This is a genomic window from Klenkia sp. PcliD-1-E (assembly GCF_024124375.1).
Classification (GTDB): domain Bacteria; phylum Actinomycetota; class Actinomycetes; order Mycobacteriales; family Geodermatophilaceae; genus Klenkia.
In genome coordinates this window covers 1-17002 of record NZ_JAMXRZ010000003.1, presented here as the reverse complement: position 1 = coordinate 17002, position 17002 = coordinate 1, and the positions used below count along the sequence as shown (strand labels likewise).

At 76.9% G+C, this 17002-nt stretch carries 16 protein-coding genes; 6 read left to right on the top strand and 10 right to left on the bottom strand.

Features of this window, described 5'->3' with window-relative positions:
• Position 1: 1 nt before the first annotated feature.
• The 3 genes from NH342_RS01395 to NH342_RS01385 form a co-directional block, all read right to left on the bottom strand.
• Complete coding sequence (locus tag NH342_RS01395; RefSeq protein WP_253010504.1) at positions 2–1399, bottom strand: amidase; 1398 nt, start codon at positions 1397–1399, stop codon at positions 2–4.
• A gap of 114 nt (positions 1400–1513) precedes the next feature.
• Positions 1514–2650 carry an RNA polymerase sigma factor gene (locus tag NH342_RS01390; protein WP_253010502.1) on the bottom strand — a complete coding sequence of 379 codons (1137 nt, stop codon included), beginning with the start codon at positions 2648–2650 and terminating at the stop codon, positions 1514–1516.
• A complete protein-coding gene (locus tag NH342_RS01385; RefSeq protein WP_253010500.1) occupies positions 2647–3054 on the bottom strand; it encodes a YciI family protein in 408 nt (135 codons plus the stop codon). Before NH342_RS01385 ends, NH342_RS01390 begins: the two co-directional genes overlap by 4 nt.
• Before the next feature lie 101 nt (positions 3055–3155).
• Here NH342_RS01385 and NH342_RS01380 point away from each other — a divergent pair, with 101 nt between their 5' ends.
• On the top strand, positions 3156–3518 hold the full coding sequence (locus NH342_RS01380) for a DUF1330 domain-containing protein (protein WP_253010498.1): 363 nt from the start codon (positions 3156–3158) through the stop codon (positions 3516–3518).
• 29 nt (positions 3519–3547) lie between these two features.
• Here NH342_RS01380 and NH342_RS01375 read toward each other — a convergent pair whose 3' ends face one another.
• Entirely contained in the window at positions 3548–3919 is a 372-nt protein-coding gene (locus tag NH342_RS01375) for a DUF202 domain-containing protein (RefSeq protein WP_253010496.1), read from the bottom strand.
• Positions 3916–4311, bottom strand: coding sequence for a DUF202 domain-containing protein (locus tag NH342_RS01370; protein WP_308200588.1), 396 nt, complete (start codon positions 4309–4311; stop codon positions 3916–3918). Before NH342_RS01370 ends, NH342_RS01375 begins: the two co-directional genes overlap by 4 nt.
• A 134-nt stretch (positions 4312–4445) precedes the next feature.
• On the opposite strand from NH342_RS01370, the gene NH342_RS01365 reads away from it, so the two are divergent.
• The 5 genes from NH342_RS01365 (at position 4446) to NH342_RS01345 (ending at position 13152) form a co-directional block, all read left to right on the top strand.
• On the top strand, positions 4446–5279 hold the full coding sequence (locus NH342_RS01365) for a hypothetical protein (RefSeq protein WP_253010493.1): 834 nt from the start codon (positions 4446–4448) through the stop codon (positions 5277–5279).
• A 63-nt stretch (positions 5280–5342) separates the two neighbouring features.
• Positions 5343–7520, top strand: coding sequence for a bifunctional diguanylate cyclase/phosphodiesterase (locus NH342_RS01360; protein ID WP_253010491.1), 2178 nt, complete (start codon positions 5343–5345; stop codon positions 7518–7520).
• A 102-nt stretch (positions 7521–7622) separates the two neighbouring features.
• On the top strand, positions 7623–9056 hold the full coding sequence (locus NH342_RS01355; RefSeq protein WP_253010489.1) for a DUF3375 family protein: 1434 nt from the start codon (positions 7623–7625) through the stop codon (positions 9054–9056).
• Positions 9053–9697, top strand: a complete 645-nt coding sequence (locus NH342_RS01350; RefSeq protein ID WP_253010487.1) for a DUF4194 domain-containing protein — start codon at positions 9053–9055, stop codon at positions 9695–9697. The genes NH342_RS01355 and NH342_RS01350 overlap by 4 nt, the downstream gene beginning before the upstream one ends.
• Positions 9694–13152 (top strand): ATP-binding protein, encoded by a 3459-nt coding sequence (locus NH342_RS01345; protein ID WP_253010485.1) that lies wholly within the window; start codon positions 9694–9696, stop codon positions 13150–13152. Before NH342_RS01350 ends, NH342_RS01345 begins: the two co-directional genes overlap by 4 nt.
• Here NH342_RS01345 and NH342_RS01340 read toward each other — a convergent pair.
• From NH342_RS01340 to NH342_RS01320, 5 genes are all read right to left on the bottom strand, one after another.
• A complete protein-coding gene (locus NH342_RS01340) occupies positions 13142–13936 on the bottom strand; it encodes an alpha/beta fold hydrolase (protein ID WP_253010483.1) in 795 nt (264 codons plus the stop codon). The genes NH342_RS01345 and NH342_RS01340 overlap by 11 nt on opposite strands.
• 17 nt (positions 13937–13953) lie before the next feature.
• Positions 13954–14847, bottom strand: a complete 894-nt coding sequence (locus NH342_RS01335) for a peptidase (protein ID WP_253010481.1) — start codon at positions 14845–14847, stop codon at positions 13954–13956.
• Positions 14848–14884: 37 nt separating this feature from the next.
• Complete coding sequence (locus NH342_RS01330; protein WP_253010479.1) at positions 14885–15418, bottom strand: NUDIX hydrolase family protein; 534 nt, start codon at positions 15416–15418, stop codon at positions 14885–14887.
• Between the two features lie 29 nt (positions 15419–15447).
• A complete protein-coding gene (locus NH342_RS24000) occupies positions 15448–16131 on the bottom strand; it encodes a matrixin family metalloprotease (protein ID WP_253010477.1) in 684 nt (227 codons plus the stop codon).
• Positions 16132–16223: 92 nt separating this feature from the next.
• The coding region (locus NH342_RS01320) for an HNH endonuclease family protein (protein WP_308200586.1) at positions 16224–17002 on the bottom strand (779 nt) is incomplete at its 5' end.

The following is a 17002-nucleotide window of genomic DNA, read 5'->3' as shown; positions in this document are numbered from 1 at the left end:
CTCACTCCTGGGTCGGTGGGAACTCGGGGTGGCCCGGCGCGGTCCGGGGCCAGGGGTGGTGCTGCTCCCACCGCGCGGCCAGCTGCAGCAGGCCGATGTCGGCCCAGCGCGGCATGGTCACCTGCAGGCCGAAGCGCTCCCCCGTGGGCAGGGCGCCCGCGGGCAGCGAGACCGCCGGCAGGCCGGTCATGTTCTGCACGGCGGTGGAGTAGACGTCGGCGCCGAGCAGGCCCGGTGCCCGCCCGGGGACCTCCCCGCGCGGACCCCACCCGGGCACGGCGACGGTCGGGGTGACCAGCGCGGTGCCGGCAGCCAGGACGTCGTCCAGCCGGCGGACGGCGGCGTACCGGCGACGCCGGGCCGCCAGGTACTCATCGGCCGGGACGGCGAGGCCGGTGGTGAGGAACTCCGCGGTGGTGGGGTGCAGCTGGTCCGCACCCTGCTCGATGCGCGTGCGCCCGAAGACCGAGGCGTGCTCGGCCGCGGCCAGGGTGAACCAGTCCTCGTCGGGCGACCAGCCGGGGAAGAAGTCGCCGGGCTGCCACCGCTCCAGCGGGACGCCGAGCAGGCGGGCCAGGTCCTCCGCGCGGCGGGCGAGCTGGTCGGCGACGTCGGCGGGCAGGGGTCCCAGCTCGTCGGTGCGGTCGGCCACGACGACCCGCTGCGGCAGCCCGGCCGAGGGCAGCGGGACGGGCAGCGCGGTGGGGTCCCCGGCGTGCGGCCCGGCCAGCACCTCCAGCTGCAGCGCCAGGTCGGCGACCGTGGTGGCCATCAGGCCCTCGGTGTGGAAGTCGATCCAGTCGGGGTCGCCGTCCCGGGCAATGACGCCGTTGGTGGGCTTGAACCCCAGCAGGCCGCAGAAGGCGGCGGGGATGCGGGCCGAGCCCGCGCCGTCCCCGGCGGTGACCAGCGGCGCCAGACCCGCGGCCAGCGCCGCGGCCGACCCGCCGCTGGACCCGCCCGGGGACAGCGCCGGGTCCCACGGGTTGGTGGTGGCGCCGTGCACGGGGTTGTCGGTGAACCCCTCGATGCAGAACTCGGGCTGGTTGGTCTTGCCGACGACCAGGGCACCCGCGGCGCGCAGCCGGGCCACGACCAGGCTGTCGCGGGCGGCCGGCGGGGCGTCGGCGAACCAGCGGGAACCGTGCGTGGTGACCATGCCCGCGACGTCGTGGGTGTCCTTGACCAGCAGCGGCACGCCGGTCAGCGGGCGGGGGACGGCGTCCCCGGCGGCGACGGCGCGGTCCAGCGCGTCGGCCTCCTGCCGCACCTGCTCGGCCCGCAGCGCCACGACGGCGCCCAGGTCGGCGTGCTCGGAGACCCGGGCCAGGCACAGCTCGACGAGCGCGCGGGCGCTGGTGCTCCCGTCGGCGACCGCCTGGGCGAGGTCGTGCAGCACGGCGACCTCCTCGTCGGGTGACGGCAGGACGCTACGTGGGAGTTGTGCAGCAGGCAACCATCGTCACCTCTCAGGCAACTCGCCGAGGGACGAAGACGCCGTCCACCACGGTCGTCAGGTGCTGCGCAGCCGCGCGGCCTGGCGCTGCAGGTGGTCCCGCTCGGCGGTGTTGGTCGCGGCCCGCGCGGCCTCGGCGTAGAGCTCGGCGGCGCGGCCCGGGTCGCCGTCCTTCTCGTGCAGGTGCGCGGCGACCGCCGCCCACCGCGGCAGCGACGGGTCCAGCTCGGCGAGCGCGGCCAGGCCGGCGCGCGGGCCGTCGGCCTCCCCCACCGCCACCGCACGGTTCAGCCGCGCCACCGGCGACCCGGTCAGCGCGACCAGCTCGTCGTACCACTCCACGACCTGCACCCAGTCGGTCTCCGCGGCCGAGGCCGCGTCGCAGTGCAGCGCCGCGATCGCCGCCTGCGCCTGGTACTCCCCCAGCCGATCCTGGGCCAGCGCCCCCTGCAGCAGGTCGACCCCCTCCGCGATCAGCCGGGTGTCCCAGAGCGACCGGTCCTGCGCCGCCAGCGGCACCAGCGCGCCGTCCGCCGAGAACCGGGCCGGACGGCGGGCCGCGTGCAGCAGCATCAGCGCCAGCAGCCCGGCGACCTCGGGGTGGTCGTACGCGTCGTGCAGCTGCCGGGTGAGCCGGACCGCCTCGGCGACCAGGTCGACGTCCCCGCCGTAGCCCTCGTTGAACACCAGGTACAGCGTCCGCAGCACGGTCGCGACGTCGCCGGGTGCGTCCAGCCGGACGCCGGACACCGTCCGCTTCGCCCGGCTGATCCGCTGCGCCATCGTCGCCTCGGGCACCAGGTAGGCCTCGGCGATCTGCCGGGTGGTCAGCCCACCCACCGCGCGCAGCGTCAGCGCCACCGCCGACGACGGGGTCAGCGACGGGTGCGCGCAGAGGAAGTACAGCTGCAGCGAGTCGTCCCGGCCGGGCACCTCGACCGGTTCCTCGGGCGCCGGCTCCCGGCGCCGGCGGGCGACGTCCGAGCGGACGGCGTCCAGGTACCGGCGCCACGCGACGGTGACCAGCCACGCCCGGACGTCCCGCGGCGGGTCCGCCGCCCAGGTGCGCAGGCCCTCGACCAGCGCGTCCTGGACGGCGTCCTCGGCCGCGGCGAAGTCCGCACCCCGGCGGACCAGCGCCGCCAGCACCTGCGGGACGGCGGCCCGCAGGTCGGCTGCGTCGGGGTGGGTCACTCCGTGACGGTCGGCGGCTCGCTCATCACCGGCCGCAGCTCCAGCCACTCCCCCAGCGGCCGCCCGCCCGCGCCGGGCGCCGAGGACAGCTCACCGGCGAGCTCCAGTGCCCGGCCGTGGTCGGCGACGTCGATGATCATCCAGCCGGCGATCAGGTCCTTGGTCTCGGCGAACGGGCCGTCGGTGACCGGCGGCTTGCCCTCGCCGTCGAAGCGGACCCAGGTGCCCTCCGGCGCCAGCGCGTCGGCGGAGACGAACTCGCCGGTGTCCTGCAGCCGCTCGGCGAAGTCGCGCATGAACTGGATGTGGTCGGCCCACTCCTGCGGCGTCCACCGGTCGCCCGGGACGTCGTTGGTGGGGGCCGGCGCGCCGCGGTAGTGCTTGAGCATCAGGTACTTCGGCATGGTCGTCTCCTCGCATCCGTGCGGCCCATCCTGGCCGCATCCACCCGGGGGACGGAACCGGGTCGCCGTCCTCGACATCGCCGTCCCCGCTACGGTCGGGCATGGCCATCGACCCCCGCGGCAGCGACCTGAAGCGGCTCCTCGCCGAGGACCCCGGCGGACCCGTCGTCATGCTCAACCTGCTGCGCTTCGCCGAGGGCGGGCGCGAGTCCTACGACCGGTACGCGGCCGCGCTGAAGGAGACCTTCCTACCCCGCTACGGCGGCGAGGTCGTCTACGCCGGGGACGGCGGCACCCCGCTGGTGGCCGAGGAGGGCCAGGCCTGGGACGTCGTCCTGCTCGTGCGCTACCCCAGCCGCGAGGCGTTCAGCGCGATGGTGGCCGACCCCGAGTACCAGCAGGTCACCCACTTCCGCAGCGAGGCGCTCACCGAGGCGGTGCTGCAGCCGACGACCCCGCGGTAGTCGGCGGGGGCGTCCGGCCGGGGTGCTCGCTACCGGCCGCTGAACCGCTCGCCGAGCACCACGACGAGCGCGAGGACTCCGATGACCAGGCAGGAGCAGGTCAGCACCGCGATCGGCAGGCCCGCCTGGCGCACCCCTGTCAGGTCGCCGCGCTCGGTCAGGGAGTGGTGCGTGGCCCGGTAGCGGCGTGCCGCGGCACCGGCCACGAGCAGCGCCTGGAGCAGGCCGACCGCGGCGAGCGCCAACCCCCACACGCCGAACACCGGGGTGGCCAGCCGACCGACGGTCACCGCACCCAGCGCCAGGGCCAACGTCGTGCGCCGCCAGGCCAGGGCGGTGCGCTCGGCCTGCAGCCCGACGTCGAACACGTGACCGGGGGACCCGGCGGGCCCGGAGGTCACCGCAGGAGGAGCCCGACGAGCACGAGCAGGCCCGCCAGGACCACCCCGACCGCGACCGGCAACCCCAGACGCGGCGGGGGGAGCGGTCGCGACGTCCGCATCGCGCGCTCGGTGGTCACCCAGCCCCACCAGGCCTGCACGGGTGCCAGCAGACCCAGCGCGATGAAGACCAGGGCACTGGCCAACCGGAGTCCCTCCGCGATGGGCAGGTCGAGGGCCTCGAGCGCCACCCCGGCCGCCAGCAGGGCCAGCGATGTCCGCACCCAAGCCAGGAACGTGCGCTCGTTGGCCATGCTGAACCGGGGGTCGGGCTCCTCCCCCGTCCCGTAGACCCGCCGTGGGAAGCGGCGGTCGGGGGCCGGGCGCATGGCCTCTTCGCGCTCGCTGTCCACGCCTGGAACTCCTCGGACCCGCCGGACGGATGAGCGGGCACCGCCCGTGAGCGGATCGTGCCATGCGGGCGGCGGCTGACCCGACAGCCGGTCCCCGCTCCGGCGCCCGCTCGACGGGTGCGGGAGCCTGGGGCATGCGCACCCGACTCGCCGTCCTGGCCGGCCTGCTCGCGCTCACCGCCTGCGGCCGGCCCACCGGCGGGGTCGCCGGCCCCGCCCCCGACGCCCCCGCCCTGCCCACCGACGACGCCGCGCTGGTGCTGCGGGTGGCCCTGACCGGCGGGTTCAGCACCCCGTCGGCGCTGCTGTCCCGGCTCCCCCTGGTCAGCGTCTACCGCGACGGCCGGGTGGTCACCGAGGGCCCGGTGATCGCGATCTACCCGCCGCCGGCCTGGCCCAACGTGCAGGTGAACCAGGTCGACGACGCCACCCTGACCGACCTGGTGCAGGCCGCCGTCGACGCCGGGGTGGGCGACGCCGTCGACCTCGGCAACCCAGGGATCGCCGACGCCACCACCACCGTGCTCACGCTGACCACCGCGGAGGGCACCCGCACCACCGAGGTGTACGCCCTGGGCGAGGCGGCCGGCGACCCCGCCGTCACCCCCGAGCAGACCGCGGCCCGCGCGGAGCTGGCCGCCCTCGTCGAGCGGCTCACCGGCCTCCCCGAGGACGGCCGCAGCGAGCCGTTCACCCCGGCCGCGGTCGTCGCCCTCGCCGGCGAGTACGCCGGCGACCCCGAGCTGCCCCGCGATGCGGTCACCTGGCCCGGCCCGCCGCTGCCCGGGGAGACCGTCGCCCCCGGCACCGGCTGCACCGTCGCCACCGGCGAGCAGGCGAGCGCGGTGGTGGCCGCCGCGCAGGCCGCCGACACGCTGACCCCGTGGACCGACGGCACCGCCACCTGGTCGCTGGCGTTCCGGCCGCTGCTGCCCGACGAGACCGGCTGCGACGACCTGACCGGGTGACACCCTCGACGGGGTGAGCACCTGGTCAAGCGGCGGTGCCGGCCCGCCGACACGGGTCCCATGATGCGTCCGGCCCCGTTCCGCCCCCGCTCGGCGCTGGTCGCCGCGGCGGGTGTGGTCGTGGTCGTGCTCTCCGCCGTCCCGCCGACCCGCGTGCCGACCGTGCTCGCGGTCTCCGCGGTGGCCGCCGCGGCACCCCTGGTGGGGGTGGTGCGGCACCGGCCCGCCCGGCCCGAGCCGTGGCTGGCCGTCGCGGCGATGCTGACCTGCTGGGGCCTGGCGCTGGCGCTCGCGGCACCCGCCTACCCGGTCGCGCTCGCCCTGCAGGCCGCCGGGATCGCCGTGGCCGGCGGCCTGTTCGCGGTCATCTTCGCCCGCCAGCGCCGCTCGGGACCTCAGGACCGCAGACGGTCCCGCCGGGAGACCTGGGGACGACGCACCGACCGGCTGATGGTCGCGCTGGTCATCGGCCTGGCGCTGGCCCAGTCGGCCACCAGCCTGCTGGACCCCGCCCTGCCCTGGCCGACGGCGTTCGCCCCCGTGGACCTGGTGCTGGTCTGCCTCCTGCTGCGCTTCACCGCCTCCCGCGCCGACCTGGGCCCCAGCATGCGGCTGCTGGTGGCTGGCGGCGTGACCGCCGCGGTCTACGACTGCCTGTGCGCGAACACCGGCGTCCGGGTCCTGGGCCCGGAGCCGGTCCAGAACGTGGTCTGGACGGTCGCCGTCCTGCTCTTCACCGCCGGGTCGCTGCACCCGGGCATGACCACCGCCTTCTCCCCGCGCCGGCTGGCCCGGCTGCGCTCGGAGTCCGCCCGGCTGCTGGGGTCCACCCCGCTGCTGCTCGTGCCCGTGGCGCTGTCCCTGCTCGACGGCGCGCGGGTGCTGCCCACCGCCGCCTACCTCGCCACCGCGGCCGCCGTCGCGGCACTGGCCATCGTCCGCGGTGCGCAGACGATCCGGGCCAGCGAGCGGCTCGCCCGCCGCGACCCGCTCACCGGGCTGGCCAACCGACGCGGCCTGCGGGTGGCCTTCGACGACCTCGTCCCGACCACCGCCGACCCCGCGCTGCCGGTGGGCCGCCTCGCGGTGCTCGACCTCGACGACTTCAAGCACGTCAACGACACCTACGGCCACGAGACCGGCGACCACCTGCTGGTCGCCGTCGGCGGCCGGCTCGCCGACGCGATCGGCGGCGGGGGCACCGTCGCCCGCTCCGGCGGTGACGAGTTCGTGCTGCTGCTGCGCCCCGCCGCCCCCGACGTCGGCGACCTGCTGCACGCCGCGTTCGCCGACCCCGTGGCCCTGGGCGAGCTGTCCTTCGGGGTCCGCGCCAGTGCCGGCTGGGTCGAGCTCACCGGCGCCAGCGAGCTGCCGCTGGCCCTGGCCGACGCCGACGTCGCCCTCTACGCCAGCAAGGACGGCGACCGGGGCGGCGCCACCCGGTTCGCCCCCGAGCAGCGGGAACAGGTGCTGGGCAGCCTCGCCCTGGGCGCCGACCTGCGCCGCCTCGTCAGCGGCGACCCCGCGGCCGGCGAGCTGGTGCTGCACTACCAGCCGCTGGTCGCGCTGCCCGACCGCCGCGTGCGCGGCTGCGAGGCGCTGGTCCGCTGGCGGCACCCCGAGCGCGGCCTGCTGTCCCCCGACACCTTCCTGCCGGTCGCCGAGGCCCAGGGCCACGGCGCCGCGATCGACGCCTGGGTGCTCCGCGAGGCCTGCCGGTCGGCGCTCACCTGGCCCGACCCGACCTGGACGGTGAGCGTCAACCTCGGCCGCTCGTCGATGGTCTGCCCCGACCTCGCCGCCCGCGTGCGGACCACCCTCGCCGCGACCGGCCTGCCGGCCGGCCGCCTGCACCTGGAGATCACCGAGCACGACCAGCTGCCCGCCGACGCCGCCGTGCTGGCCCTGCACGAGCTGGCCGCCGACGGCGTCGGCGTCGCGCTGGACGACTTCGGCACCGGCTACACCTCGGTCGCCTACCTGCAGCGCTACCCGATCAGCGTGCTCAAGCTCGACCGCTCGGTCACCGGTGCCGACGCCTCGGTCGCCCTGCTGCGCGGCCTGGTGGGCCTGGCCGACGCGCTGGGCACCACCGTGCTGGCCGAGGGCATCGAGACCGACGAGCAGTGCGCCCGGCTGGCCGGCCTCGGGGTCGACGCCGGCCAGGGCTGGCTGTTCGGCCGCCCGATGACCGCCGACCGCCTGGCGGACCTGGCGGCACCCGTCGGGAACCCCACGTAGCTCAATAGTCACACCCCGGAGCGCCCCGCCGGGTCGAGCCGCAGCGGAGACCTACCCTCGCGCCGATCACGACGGACCACGGAGCAGGCCGGGAGGGGTGGCATGCAGGTCGACGACGTCCAGGCGCTGCAGCAGCACGCGGCCTGGCGCCTGCTCCGCGCCGACGACGCCCCCCTCGTCGTCGCCTTCCTCGCCCGGGTCTTCACCGACGGCGGCGCGCACGGCCTGCCCGCCGGCGAGCTCGCCGACCGCCTCGCCGACCTGCTCGCCGAGCTCGACGGCACCCCCCGCGTGCCGGTCGACGCCCGCGGCTACCTCGACGGCTGGGCCGGCCCGGACGGCGGCTGGCTGCGCGCCTGGTACCCGCCCGGCTCCGACGAGCCGCTCATGGACGCCACGCCCGCCGCCGAGCTCGCCGTCGCCTTCGTCCGCGGCCTGGCACCCCGGCCCCTCGTCGACACCGCCGCCCGGCTGGGCACCGTCGTCGACCAGCTGCGCGCGCTGGCGACCGAGGACGCCGAGCCCACCGCCCAGCGCGACCGCTACCTGCACGCCACCGCCACCGCGACCGGTCTGCTGGCCGACCTGCGTGCGGTGGAGGCCGCCTTCCGCGACCGCGACCGGGAGCTGCGCGCCGCCATCGCCGCCGGGGACGGCGCCCTGGCCGCGGACGTCGTCGCCGGCCGCCGGGGGATCGCCGGGACCGACCAGGGCCGCAGCTTCCACGCCTGCTACGACCGGCTGCTCTCCCCCCGCCTGCAGGACGAGCTCACCGACCTGCTCGACCGGGTGCACGCCCTGCCCGCGCTGCGCACCTGCACCGACCCCCGCATGCGCCGCATCCGGCACGACCTGGTCGCCGCCGCCCAGCACACCCGGCAGGTGCTGCGCGGCCTGGTCGACGCGCTGCGCACCGGCCTGGACGAGCAGGTGCGGCACGAGGACCGGCGCGTGCTCGACCTCGTCGCCGGCATCGAGGACCGCGCCCGGGTGCTCTCGGCGGGGCTGGCCGACCTGGACGGGTTCGCCGTCGAGCTCGACGACCTGCACCCCACCGTCGTCCTGCCGATGGAGCGCCACCTCTACGCCCCGCCCCGCCGCGCCGCCGTCGACAGCGCCCGGCCCCCGGCCGGCGAGGAGGACTTCGCCGCCGCCGCGCTGTTCGACCAGGTGCAGGTCGACCCGGTCCCGCTGAGCGCGCACGTGCGCCGCGCGCTGCTGCAGCGGCCCCGGGTCGAGCTCGCGACCGTGCTCGAGCAGCACCCGCTGCAGCACGGGCTGGCCGAGCTCGTCGCCTACCTGTCGCTGCGCGACGAGGCCTTCGACGTCGTCCTGCCCACGCCTTCCGCCGACGACCAGCCCGGGGACGACGACACCGTCACCTGGACCGACCCCGACGGCCGCGCCCGCACCGCCACCCTGCCCCGCGTGGTCTACGCCCGCCGCGACACCGACCCCCGCGCCGGCTCCCGGCACCCCGCCGGCCGCCGCGCCCACCCCGCCGTCCCGACCGTGCTCGCGGAGGACCCCCGATGACCGCCCTGCTGCCCGACACCGGCACCGAGGCCCGGCCCGCCCGGGCCGAGCTCAGCCTGCCGCTGGTGGTGACCTCGCTGATGCGCGGCGTCGTCTACCGCGAGACGGCCCCGGAGGTGTGGCGGCACCTGCTCGCCCTGCAGCCCGACCTGCGCGACCACGTCGCCGTCCTGGGCCTGGTGCCGGTGGTCGACGAGACCGAGGGCTTCGCGTTCCTGCGGCAGCGGCCCGAGGAGGAGCCCGACGGCGTCCCCGTGCCCCGCCTGGTCGCCCGCCGCTCGCTGTCGTTCCCGGTGAGCCTGCTACTGGCGCTGCTGCGCCGCCGGCTGGCCGCCGCCGACGCCGGCGAGGCCGGCAGCCGGCTGGTGCTGTCCCGGATGGAGATCGTCGACCTGCTGGCCGACGTCCTGCCCGACCCCGGCCGGCGCAACCGGCTCGTCGAGCAGGTCGACGGGCACGTCGCCAAGGCCGTCGAGCTCGGCTTCCTGCGCCGGATGCCCGGCCCGGACGGCGGGTTCGAGGTCCGCCGGGTGCTCAAGGCCTTCGTCGACGCGCAGTGGCTGGCCGACTTCGACGCCAAGCTCGCCGAGTACGCCGCCGCCACCCAGCAGCTCCAGCCCGCCGTGGAGGACCTCCCGTGACCGCTCTCCCACCGGTGCCGCACCTGCTGCTCACCACCGAGGACGACGGGCCCGCCCCCCGCGCCGGGTTCCGCCTCGACCGGCTCGAGCTGCTCAACTGGGGCACCTTCGACCGCAAGGTGTGGACGCTGCGCGCCGACGGGCAGAACACGCTGCTCACCGGCGACATCGGGTCGGGCAAGTCGACCATCGTCGACGCGCTGAGCACCCTGCTGCTGCCCGCCGCCCGGGTCTCCTACAACGAGGCCGCCGGGGCCCCCACCCGCGAGCGGGACCTGCGCTCCTACGTGCAGGGCCACTGGCGGGCCGAGCGCACCGGCGCGACCGGCGGCACCCGCACCGTCGGGCTGCGCCCGGGCAGCACCTGGACCGCGCTGCTGGCGGTGTTCCGCAACGAGGGCCTGGACGAGGTCGTCACCCTCGGCCAGGTGTTCTGGCTGCGCTCGGGCGAGGTCGGCCAGCCCGACCGGTTCCACCTCGTCGCCGACCGCGACCTCTCCATCGCCGGCGACCTGGCCGACTTCGGCAGCGACCCGCAGGCGCTGCGCCGCCGGCTGGCCGCGCGGCCCGACGTCGAGGTGTTCGGCACCTTCACCGAGTACGGCCGCGCCTACCGCGGCCGGCTGGGCATCGCGAGCGAGCAGGCGATGGACCTGTTCCACCAGACCGTGTCGATGAAGACCGTCGGCGACCTGGGCGGCTTCGTCCGCAGCCACCTGCTCGAACCCGGCGACTCCGCCGGCTGGGTCGACCGGCTGCTGGGTCACGTCGACCACCTCACCCGCGCGCACGACGCCGTCGTCACCGGCCGCGCCCAGCTCGCCCAGCTGCGCCCCGTCCTCGCCGACGCCGACCGGCACGCCGTCCTCACCGAGCAGATCGCCACCGTCGACGCCGACCTGGCCGCGCTCCCCCGCTGGGCGGACACCCTGCGGGAGAAGCTGCTGGCCGCCCGCGCCACCACCCAGCGCGCCGAGGTCGCCACCGTCGACCGGGCGCTGACCCAGGGCATCACCAACCTCGACCTGGCCCGCGCCCGCGAGCTGTCGCTGACCATGCAGCGCACCGGCCACGGCGGCGAGCGGCTGCGCTACATCGACGAGCAGCTGCTGGAGCTGGAGGAGGCCCGCCGCGAGCGACGCACCCGCGCCGGGGTCTTCGCCGGGCTGCTGGAGGCCACCGGCCTGGACCCGGTCGCCGACGGCGAGGACTTCGTCGTCCGGCGCACCGAGATCGCCGAGGCCCTCGCCCGCGCCGTGGAGAGCGAGGCCGATGCCGAGGACCGGCTCGCCGAGGTCGAGGTCGCCCTGGCCGCGCTGCGCTCCCGCGCCGCCGGCATCGGCCACGAGCTGACCGGGCTGCGCGGGCGCACCGGCGCCGTCCCCCGGGAGCAGACCCTGCTGCGCGACCGGCTGGCCGCCGCCCTCGGGGTGGACACCGAGGTGCTGCCCTTCGCCGGCGAGCTGGTGCGGGTCTCCCCCGTGCACGCCGAGTGGCTGCCGGCCGCCGAGCGGGTGCTACGTGGGTTCGCGCTCACCCTGCTGGTCCCCGCCGACCGCTACGCCGAGGTCTGCGCCTGGGTCGAGGACGCCGACCTCGGCGCGCAGCTGGCCTACCTGCCGGTGCCGGCCGAGCTGCCCACCACCGCCCCCATGCCCGCGCCGCAGTCGCTGGCCGCGGTGCTGGAGGTCCGGTCCACCCCGCTGGCGGCCTGGGTGGAGGGCCAGCTGGCCCGCCGCGCGGCGCACCTGCGCGTGGACGACGTCGCGGAGTTCGCCCGCACCCCCGTCGCGGTCACCCGCACCGGGCAGGTCAAGGACCGCACCGGCCGGCACGCCCTGGACGACCGGCACCCCGCCGGCGACCCGGCGCACCGGGTGCTCGGGTGGGACGCCGCCGGCAAGATCCGCGCGCTGACCGCCGCGGAGAACGCGCTGCTGCCGCAGCTGACCGAGCTCACCGCCGCCCGCGACGCCGTCCGGGCCGAGCGGGCCCGCGCCGCCGCCCGCGGCCGCGACCTCGCGCAGCTGTCGGCCTACGACAGCTGGCGGGCGCTGGACTGGCAGGGCGCCATCCGGGAGATCGCCGAGCTCGGCCGCGAGCGCGACCTGCTCATCGCGGCGTCCGGGGTGCTGTTCGGCCTGGACGGCGCCATGGACGACGTCCGCCGCGACATCGTCTCCCTGGCCACCGCCCAGGCCACCCTGCAGCAGCGCCGCGGCGCGGCCGCCTACGCCCTGGGCGAGACGTTCTCGGTGCTGGAGGCCGTGCGCCGCCGGCTGGCCGGCTACCCCGTCGCCGGCGACGCCCCCGACGTGCAGCCTGCCCGCCTGGCCGTGGACGACGGCTCAGCGGTCGCCCGGGCGCTGCGCATCGACCGGTCGCTGAGCGCTCCCGAGCGGCTGGACCGCCGGGCGCTGGTCGCCTCGGTGCCGGTGACCGACCTGGCCGACGTCGACGAGCGCGAGCGGAACATGCGCGCCCTGCTGGAGCGCGAGCGCACCACCCAGGTGTCGGTGCGCGCCGAGGTCGAGGAGCGGATGGTGCGCGCGATGGCCGCCTTCCGCGCCCAGCACCCCGACGTCGCCGCGTCCCTGGACGCCTCGCGCGGCGCCGTGGAGGCCTTCCGCGCGCTGCACGAGCGGCTGCGCACCGACCAGCTGCCCCGCGCCGAGGCCACCTTCACCGCGCTGCTGGAGCAGGACACCGTGCGCGACGTCGCCGGGTTCCTCGCCGAGCTGGAGCGGCGTGCCGACCAGGTCACCGAGCGGGTCGCGGCGATCAACGGGTCGCTGCACGACATCGACTACCACCCCGGCCGCTACCTGGCCCTGGAGGCCCGGCGCACCGACGCCCCCGAGGTCGCGGACTTCCGCGCCGACCTGCGGGCCTGCGCCGACGCCGGCGAGACCGACCCGGAGGAGCGCTTCGCCCGGGTCGCCCGGGTGGTGCACCGGCTGCGCGGCCGCGCCGGGCACGTCGCCGAGGACCGCCGCTGGGCGCGGCTGGTCACCGACGTCCGCGCCTGGTTCGAGTTCACCGCGACCGAGCGGTGGCGGCACGACGACGCCGAGCACGAGACGCACACCGACGCCGGCGGCAAGTCCGGCGGCCAGAAGGAGAAGCTGGCCTACACCGTGCTCGCCGCCTCGCTGGCCCACCAGTTCGGCATCGACCCGGCCGCGCCGATGGCCCGCGACTTCCGGTTCGTGGTCATCGACGAGGCGTTCGGGCGGGGCTCGGACGACTCCACCCGGTTCGCCCTGGACCTCTTCGCCCGGCTGGGCCTGCAGCTGCTCGTCGTCACCCCGCTGCAGAAGATCCACACCATCGAGCCCTACGTGGCGTCGCTGGCCTACGTGGACAACCAGCAGGGCGACGAGTCGCGGCTGCAGTGCCTCACCGTCGCCGACTACCGGGCCCGGCGGGCGCTGGCCCGCTCCGTCACCGCCTGATCGCGTCGGTCAGGGCGGCGGCGAACGCGACCGGGTCGCCGCCCTGTCCGGGGTGGAACCCGCCGTGCCCGCCGGGGAAGATCAGCAGCGGCAGGCCGTGCTCGGCGGCGACCGCGCGCGACGTCCGGCCGGTCATCGCCCCGCCCGACCATGCGCCGACGCCGACCGCCACCTGGCCCTCGGGCAGCGCACCGACCCGGTGCTCGATGAGCGTGCCCAGGCCCAGCACCAGCCGGGTCATCGACCGCTGGTCGGCCTCGGACGGCGGCGGCGGGGCCGGCGCCCCGGGCGGCGGTGCGAACCCGTTCTGCTGGGCGAACAGCCCCATCGCCGGGAACAGGCCCTGGTCCCGGTACACCTGCTGCACCTGCCCCGCGTTGGCCCGCTGCTCGGCCGCGTCGTCGAGGTAGGTGATCAGGGGCGGCTCGTGCGCGACCACGGTGCGCACCTGCTCGGGGTGCGTGGCGGCCAGCTCCAGCGCCGTGATCCCGCCGCCGCTGGAGCCGAACACGTCGGCCGGCTCGGTGGTGACCGCAGCCAGCACCCGGGACAGGTCGTCGGCCAGGGTCGCGACGTCCGGCGGCTCGGTGGGGTCGGTCATCGTGGAGTCCCCGGTGCCGCGCGGGTCGTGCAGCACGACGGTGTGCGACCCGGCCAGCTGCTGCGCCAGCGGGCGGAACCCGTCGGCGGGCATCGGGTGGCCGATCAGCGCCAGCACCGGGCCGCTGCCGAGCACCTCGTAGGACAGGACGGCGCCCGGGGCGTCGATCGTGTGGGTGGTCACCGCAGGAGTGTGCCGCGCTACAGCTCCGGGATGCACACCCCGGCGCCGAGCTGCGCGAGACCGGCGAGGTCGCCGTCGGCGAAGTCGAGCACCTCGCCGGACGTGGTGGAGGCCATCAGCTGGTCGGAGTCCCAGACGTGGGCCAGCCCGACCACGTGGCCGAGCTCGTGCAGCAGGATGGCCCGGCCCACGGCGGCGTCCCCGCCGGCGGCCAGCTCGGCGTACTCGGGCCCGTCCAGGGTGACGCTGCCGGTCACCCAGGCCAGCGGCCCGCCCTCGGGCCCGGCCGAGGCGCTGCCGCCGAGCCCCGCGACGTCGCCGGCCAGGGCCGGTTCCTGCTCCGGGGTGCGCCAGCCGACCAGAACCGGCGCCCACCGGTCGCCGTAGCGGTCGGGCTGGTAGGCCGCGCGGTCGCCGCCGGGCAGCTCGTCGGTGAGGCCCTCGTAGCGGAACTGCAGCCCGGTCACCTCGGTCATCCGGGCCAGCGCGTCGACCAGCAGCGGCTCGGCGTCCGCGGGCGCCCCGTCGGGGCTGAGCACGACCGCGACCGGCCGACACGGGTCCCAGGCGACCGGGGTGGTGCCGTCCTCCTGCTTCGCCACGAACGCGTAGACGTCGCTGTCGGGGGCCGCGGGCGGCGCACCGAGCGGTTCGTCGGACTCCTCGACGCCGGGGCTGGGCACGGTGCGCGGCGCCGCGTCGGCGGTGACCGCCGGGCGGGCCTGCGGCACGGGCAGGGGGTCCCCGGTGCGCAGCCACCAACCACCGGCGACCAGCCCGACGACGGCGACGAGCACCACGAACGCCCGCAGCACCCGCGACCCGCGACGCGGCGGGGCCGGCACCGGTGCCGGCGGCGGCCAGGCGTGCGGCGGCAGCGCGTACCGCTGCGTCGCCGGGTCCTCGGTCATCCCCTCCAGTGTGCGGGACCGCTCGCCCGGACCGGCGTCACACGCCGAGGTGCGCCAGCGCCTGGACCAGCAGGTGGCTCTGCCCGTTGGCCAGCTCGGCGAGGACACCGGGGTCGCGGGCCTCGTCGGGGGTGAACCAGGTGAGCTCCAGCGCGTCCTGCTGCGGCTCGCAGTCGCCCTCGACGGGGACCACGTAGGCCAGCGAGACCGCGTGCTGCCGGGGGTCGTGGAACGGGGTGACCCCGGGGGTCGGGAAGTACTCGGCGATGGTGAACGGCTGCGGCGAGACCGGCACCCGGGGCAGGGCGAGCGGGCCGAGGTCCTTCTCCAGGTGCCGCAGCAGCGCCGCCCGCACCCGCTCGTGGTAGAGCACCCGGCCCGAGACCAGCGCCCGCTTGATCTGCCCGTCCTCGCCCGCGCGCAGCAGCAGCCCGATCTTGGTCACCGCCCCGTGGTCGTCCACCCGGACCGGGACGGCGTCGACGTAGAGGATCGGCAGCCGCTCGCGGGCCGAGTCCATCTCCTCCCGGGAGAGCCAGCCGGCGTCGGTCAGGGTGGTCGCCTCGGTCATGGGCACAGTCTGGTCGACGGCGGGCCGGTTCAGCTGCAGCGGGGTCCGCTGCGCGGGCCGAGCTCGGCCAGCCCCTCCAGGTCCCCCTGCTGGTACACCCGCCCCCGCGACCCGCCGGCGTCCATCAGCTGGCTCGGGTCGTCGACGTGGTCCAGGCCGACGAGGTGGCCGAGCTCGTGCAGCAGCACCCCGCGGGCCTGCTCGCGGGAGGCCGCGGCGAACCAGTCGGCGTCCAGGGAGACCTGGCCGCGGGTGTACACGCCGCCGGTGACCACCGGTCGCGCCCAGGCGAGGGCCTCGCCGTCGCGGTACAGCTGCTCGTCGGCGGTGGGCACCCAGGAGACGAGGACCTCCGCGCCGGCCGGCAGGACGTCGACCGCGCTGGCCGACGTGGGGCTGACCCGGGTGGCCCCGACGGCCTGGAAGGTCAGGCCGGTGGCGTCCTCCACGGAGTCGACCGCGTCGGTCAGCAGCTCCAGCGCGCCGGCGGGGGCGTGGTCCCAGTTGACGGCGTAGCCGATCGGGCTGCACGGGTCCCAGGTGACCGGGGTGCCGTCGGGGTGCTCCTGGATGAAGGCGTGCGCACCCGGCTCCAGCGCCTGCGCCGACGACGTCGTCCGCGCCACCAGCAGGGCGGCGGCCACCGGCACCTCGACGGCGAGGACGACGAGGGCGGCGGCCCGGAGGCGGGAGCGGCGGCGCGGGGAGGTCACCGGCACATCGTGGTGCCGGAACCCGCCCGCGCTCACGCTGCGTCACCGCATCGGTGGCCGGCACCACCCGGTCGGGGGTCACCCTGCTGCCCTCACCCCGCGGTCGGCAGCGGCTCCTGCGGGCAGGTGCCGAGGATGCCCGCCATCGCGTCGTGCTCGGCCTGCGTGGTCCACAGGCCGTAGGCGACCTTGACCGCGACCTGGCGGGCGACGTAGGCGCAGCGGTACCCGCGGTCGGGCGGCAGCCAGGTCGCGGCGTCGCCGTCGCGCTTCTGCGCGTTGAGCGTGCCGTCGACGGCCAGCAGGTTGAGCGGGTCGTTGGCGAAGGCGACCCGGGTGGCGGCGTCCCAGCCCTGGGCACCGGTCTGCCAGCTGTTGGACAGCGCCACCACGTGGTCGATCTGCACGGCCTCGCTGGTGCCCTGCCCGCGCTGGAAGAGGATCGTGGCGCCGGAGTACGGGTCGACCAGGACCCCACTGGTGACGACGCAGTCGCGGGTGCCCGGGCGGAACTGCTCGGCGGTGAGGTCGCGGGCCAGCACGTCGTTGCGGGTGTCGCAGCCGTTGCGGTCGGTGTCGACCCAGCCCTCGCCGTACTGGTCGCGGGTGTAGCCGGTCTGCGGGGCCCGGCCCTTGACCGGCAGCTGCGCCAGCGCCGCCAGCACGGTGCCCGGCTCGGCGGCGACCGGCGCGGCGTCCGTCGTCGTGGTCGGGGCCGTCGCGGGCGGCTGGGTCGAGGGCGCCGAGGGGGACGGCGGCACCTGGGTGCTGGCGGTGGGGACCGGCGGCGGGGCGGGGTCCTCGCCGCCCAGCACGCCGAACCCGACGCCCAGCAGCACCGCCAGCGCGCACACCGCCGACAGCAGGGCGC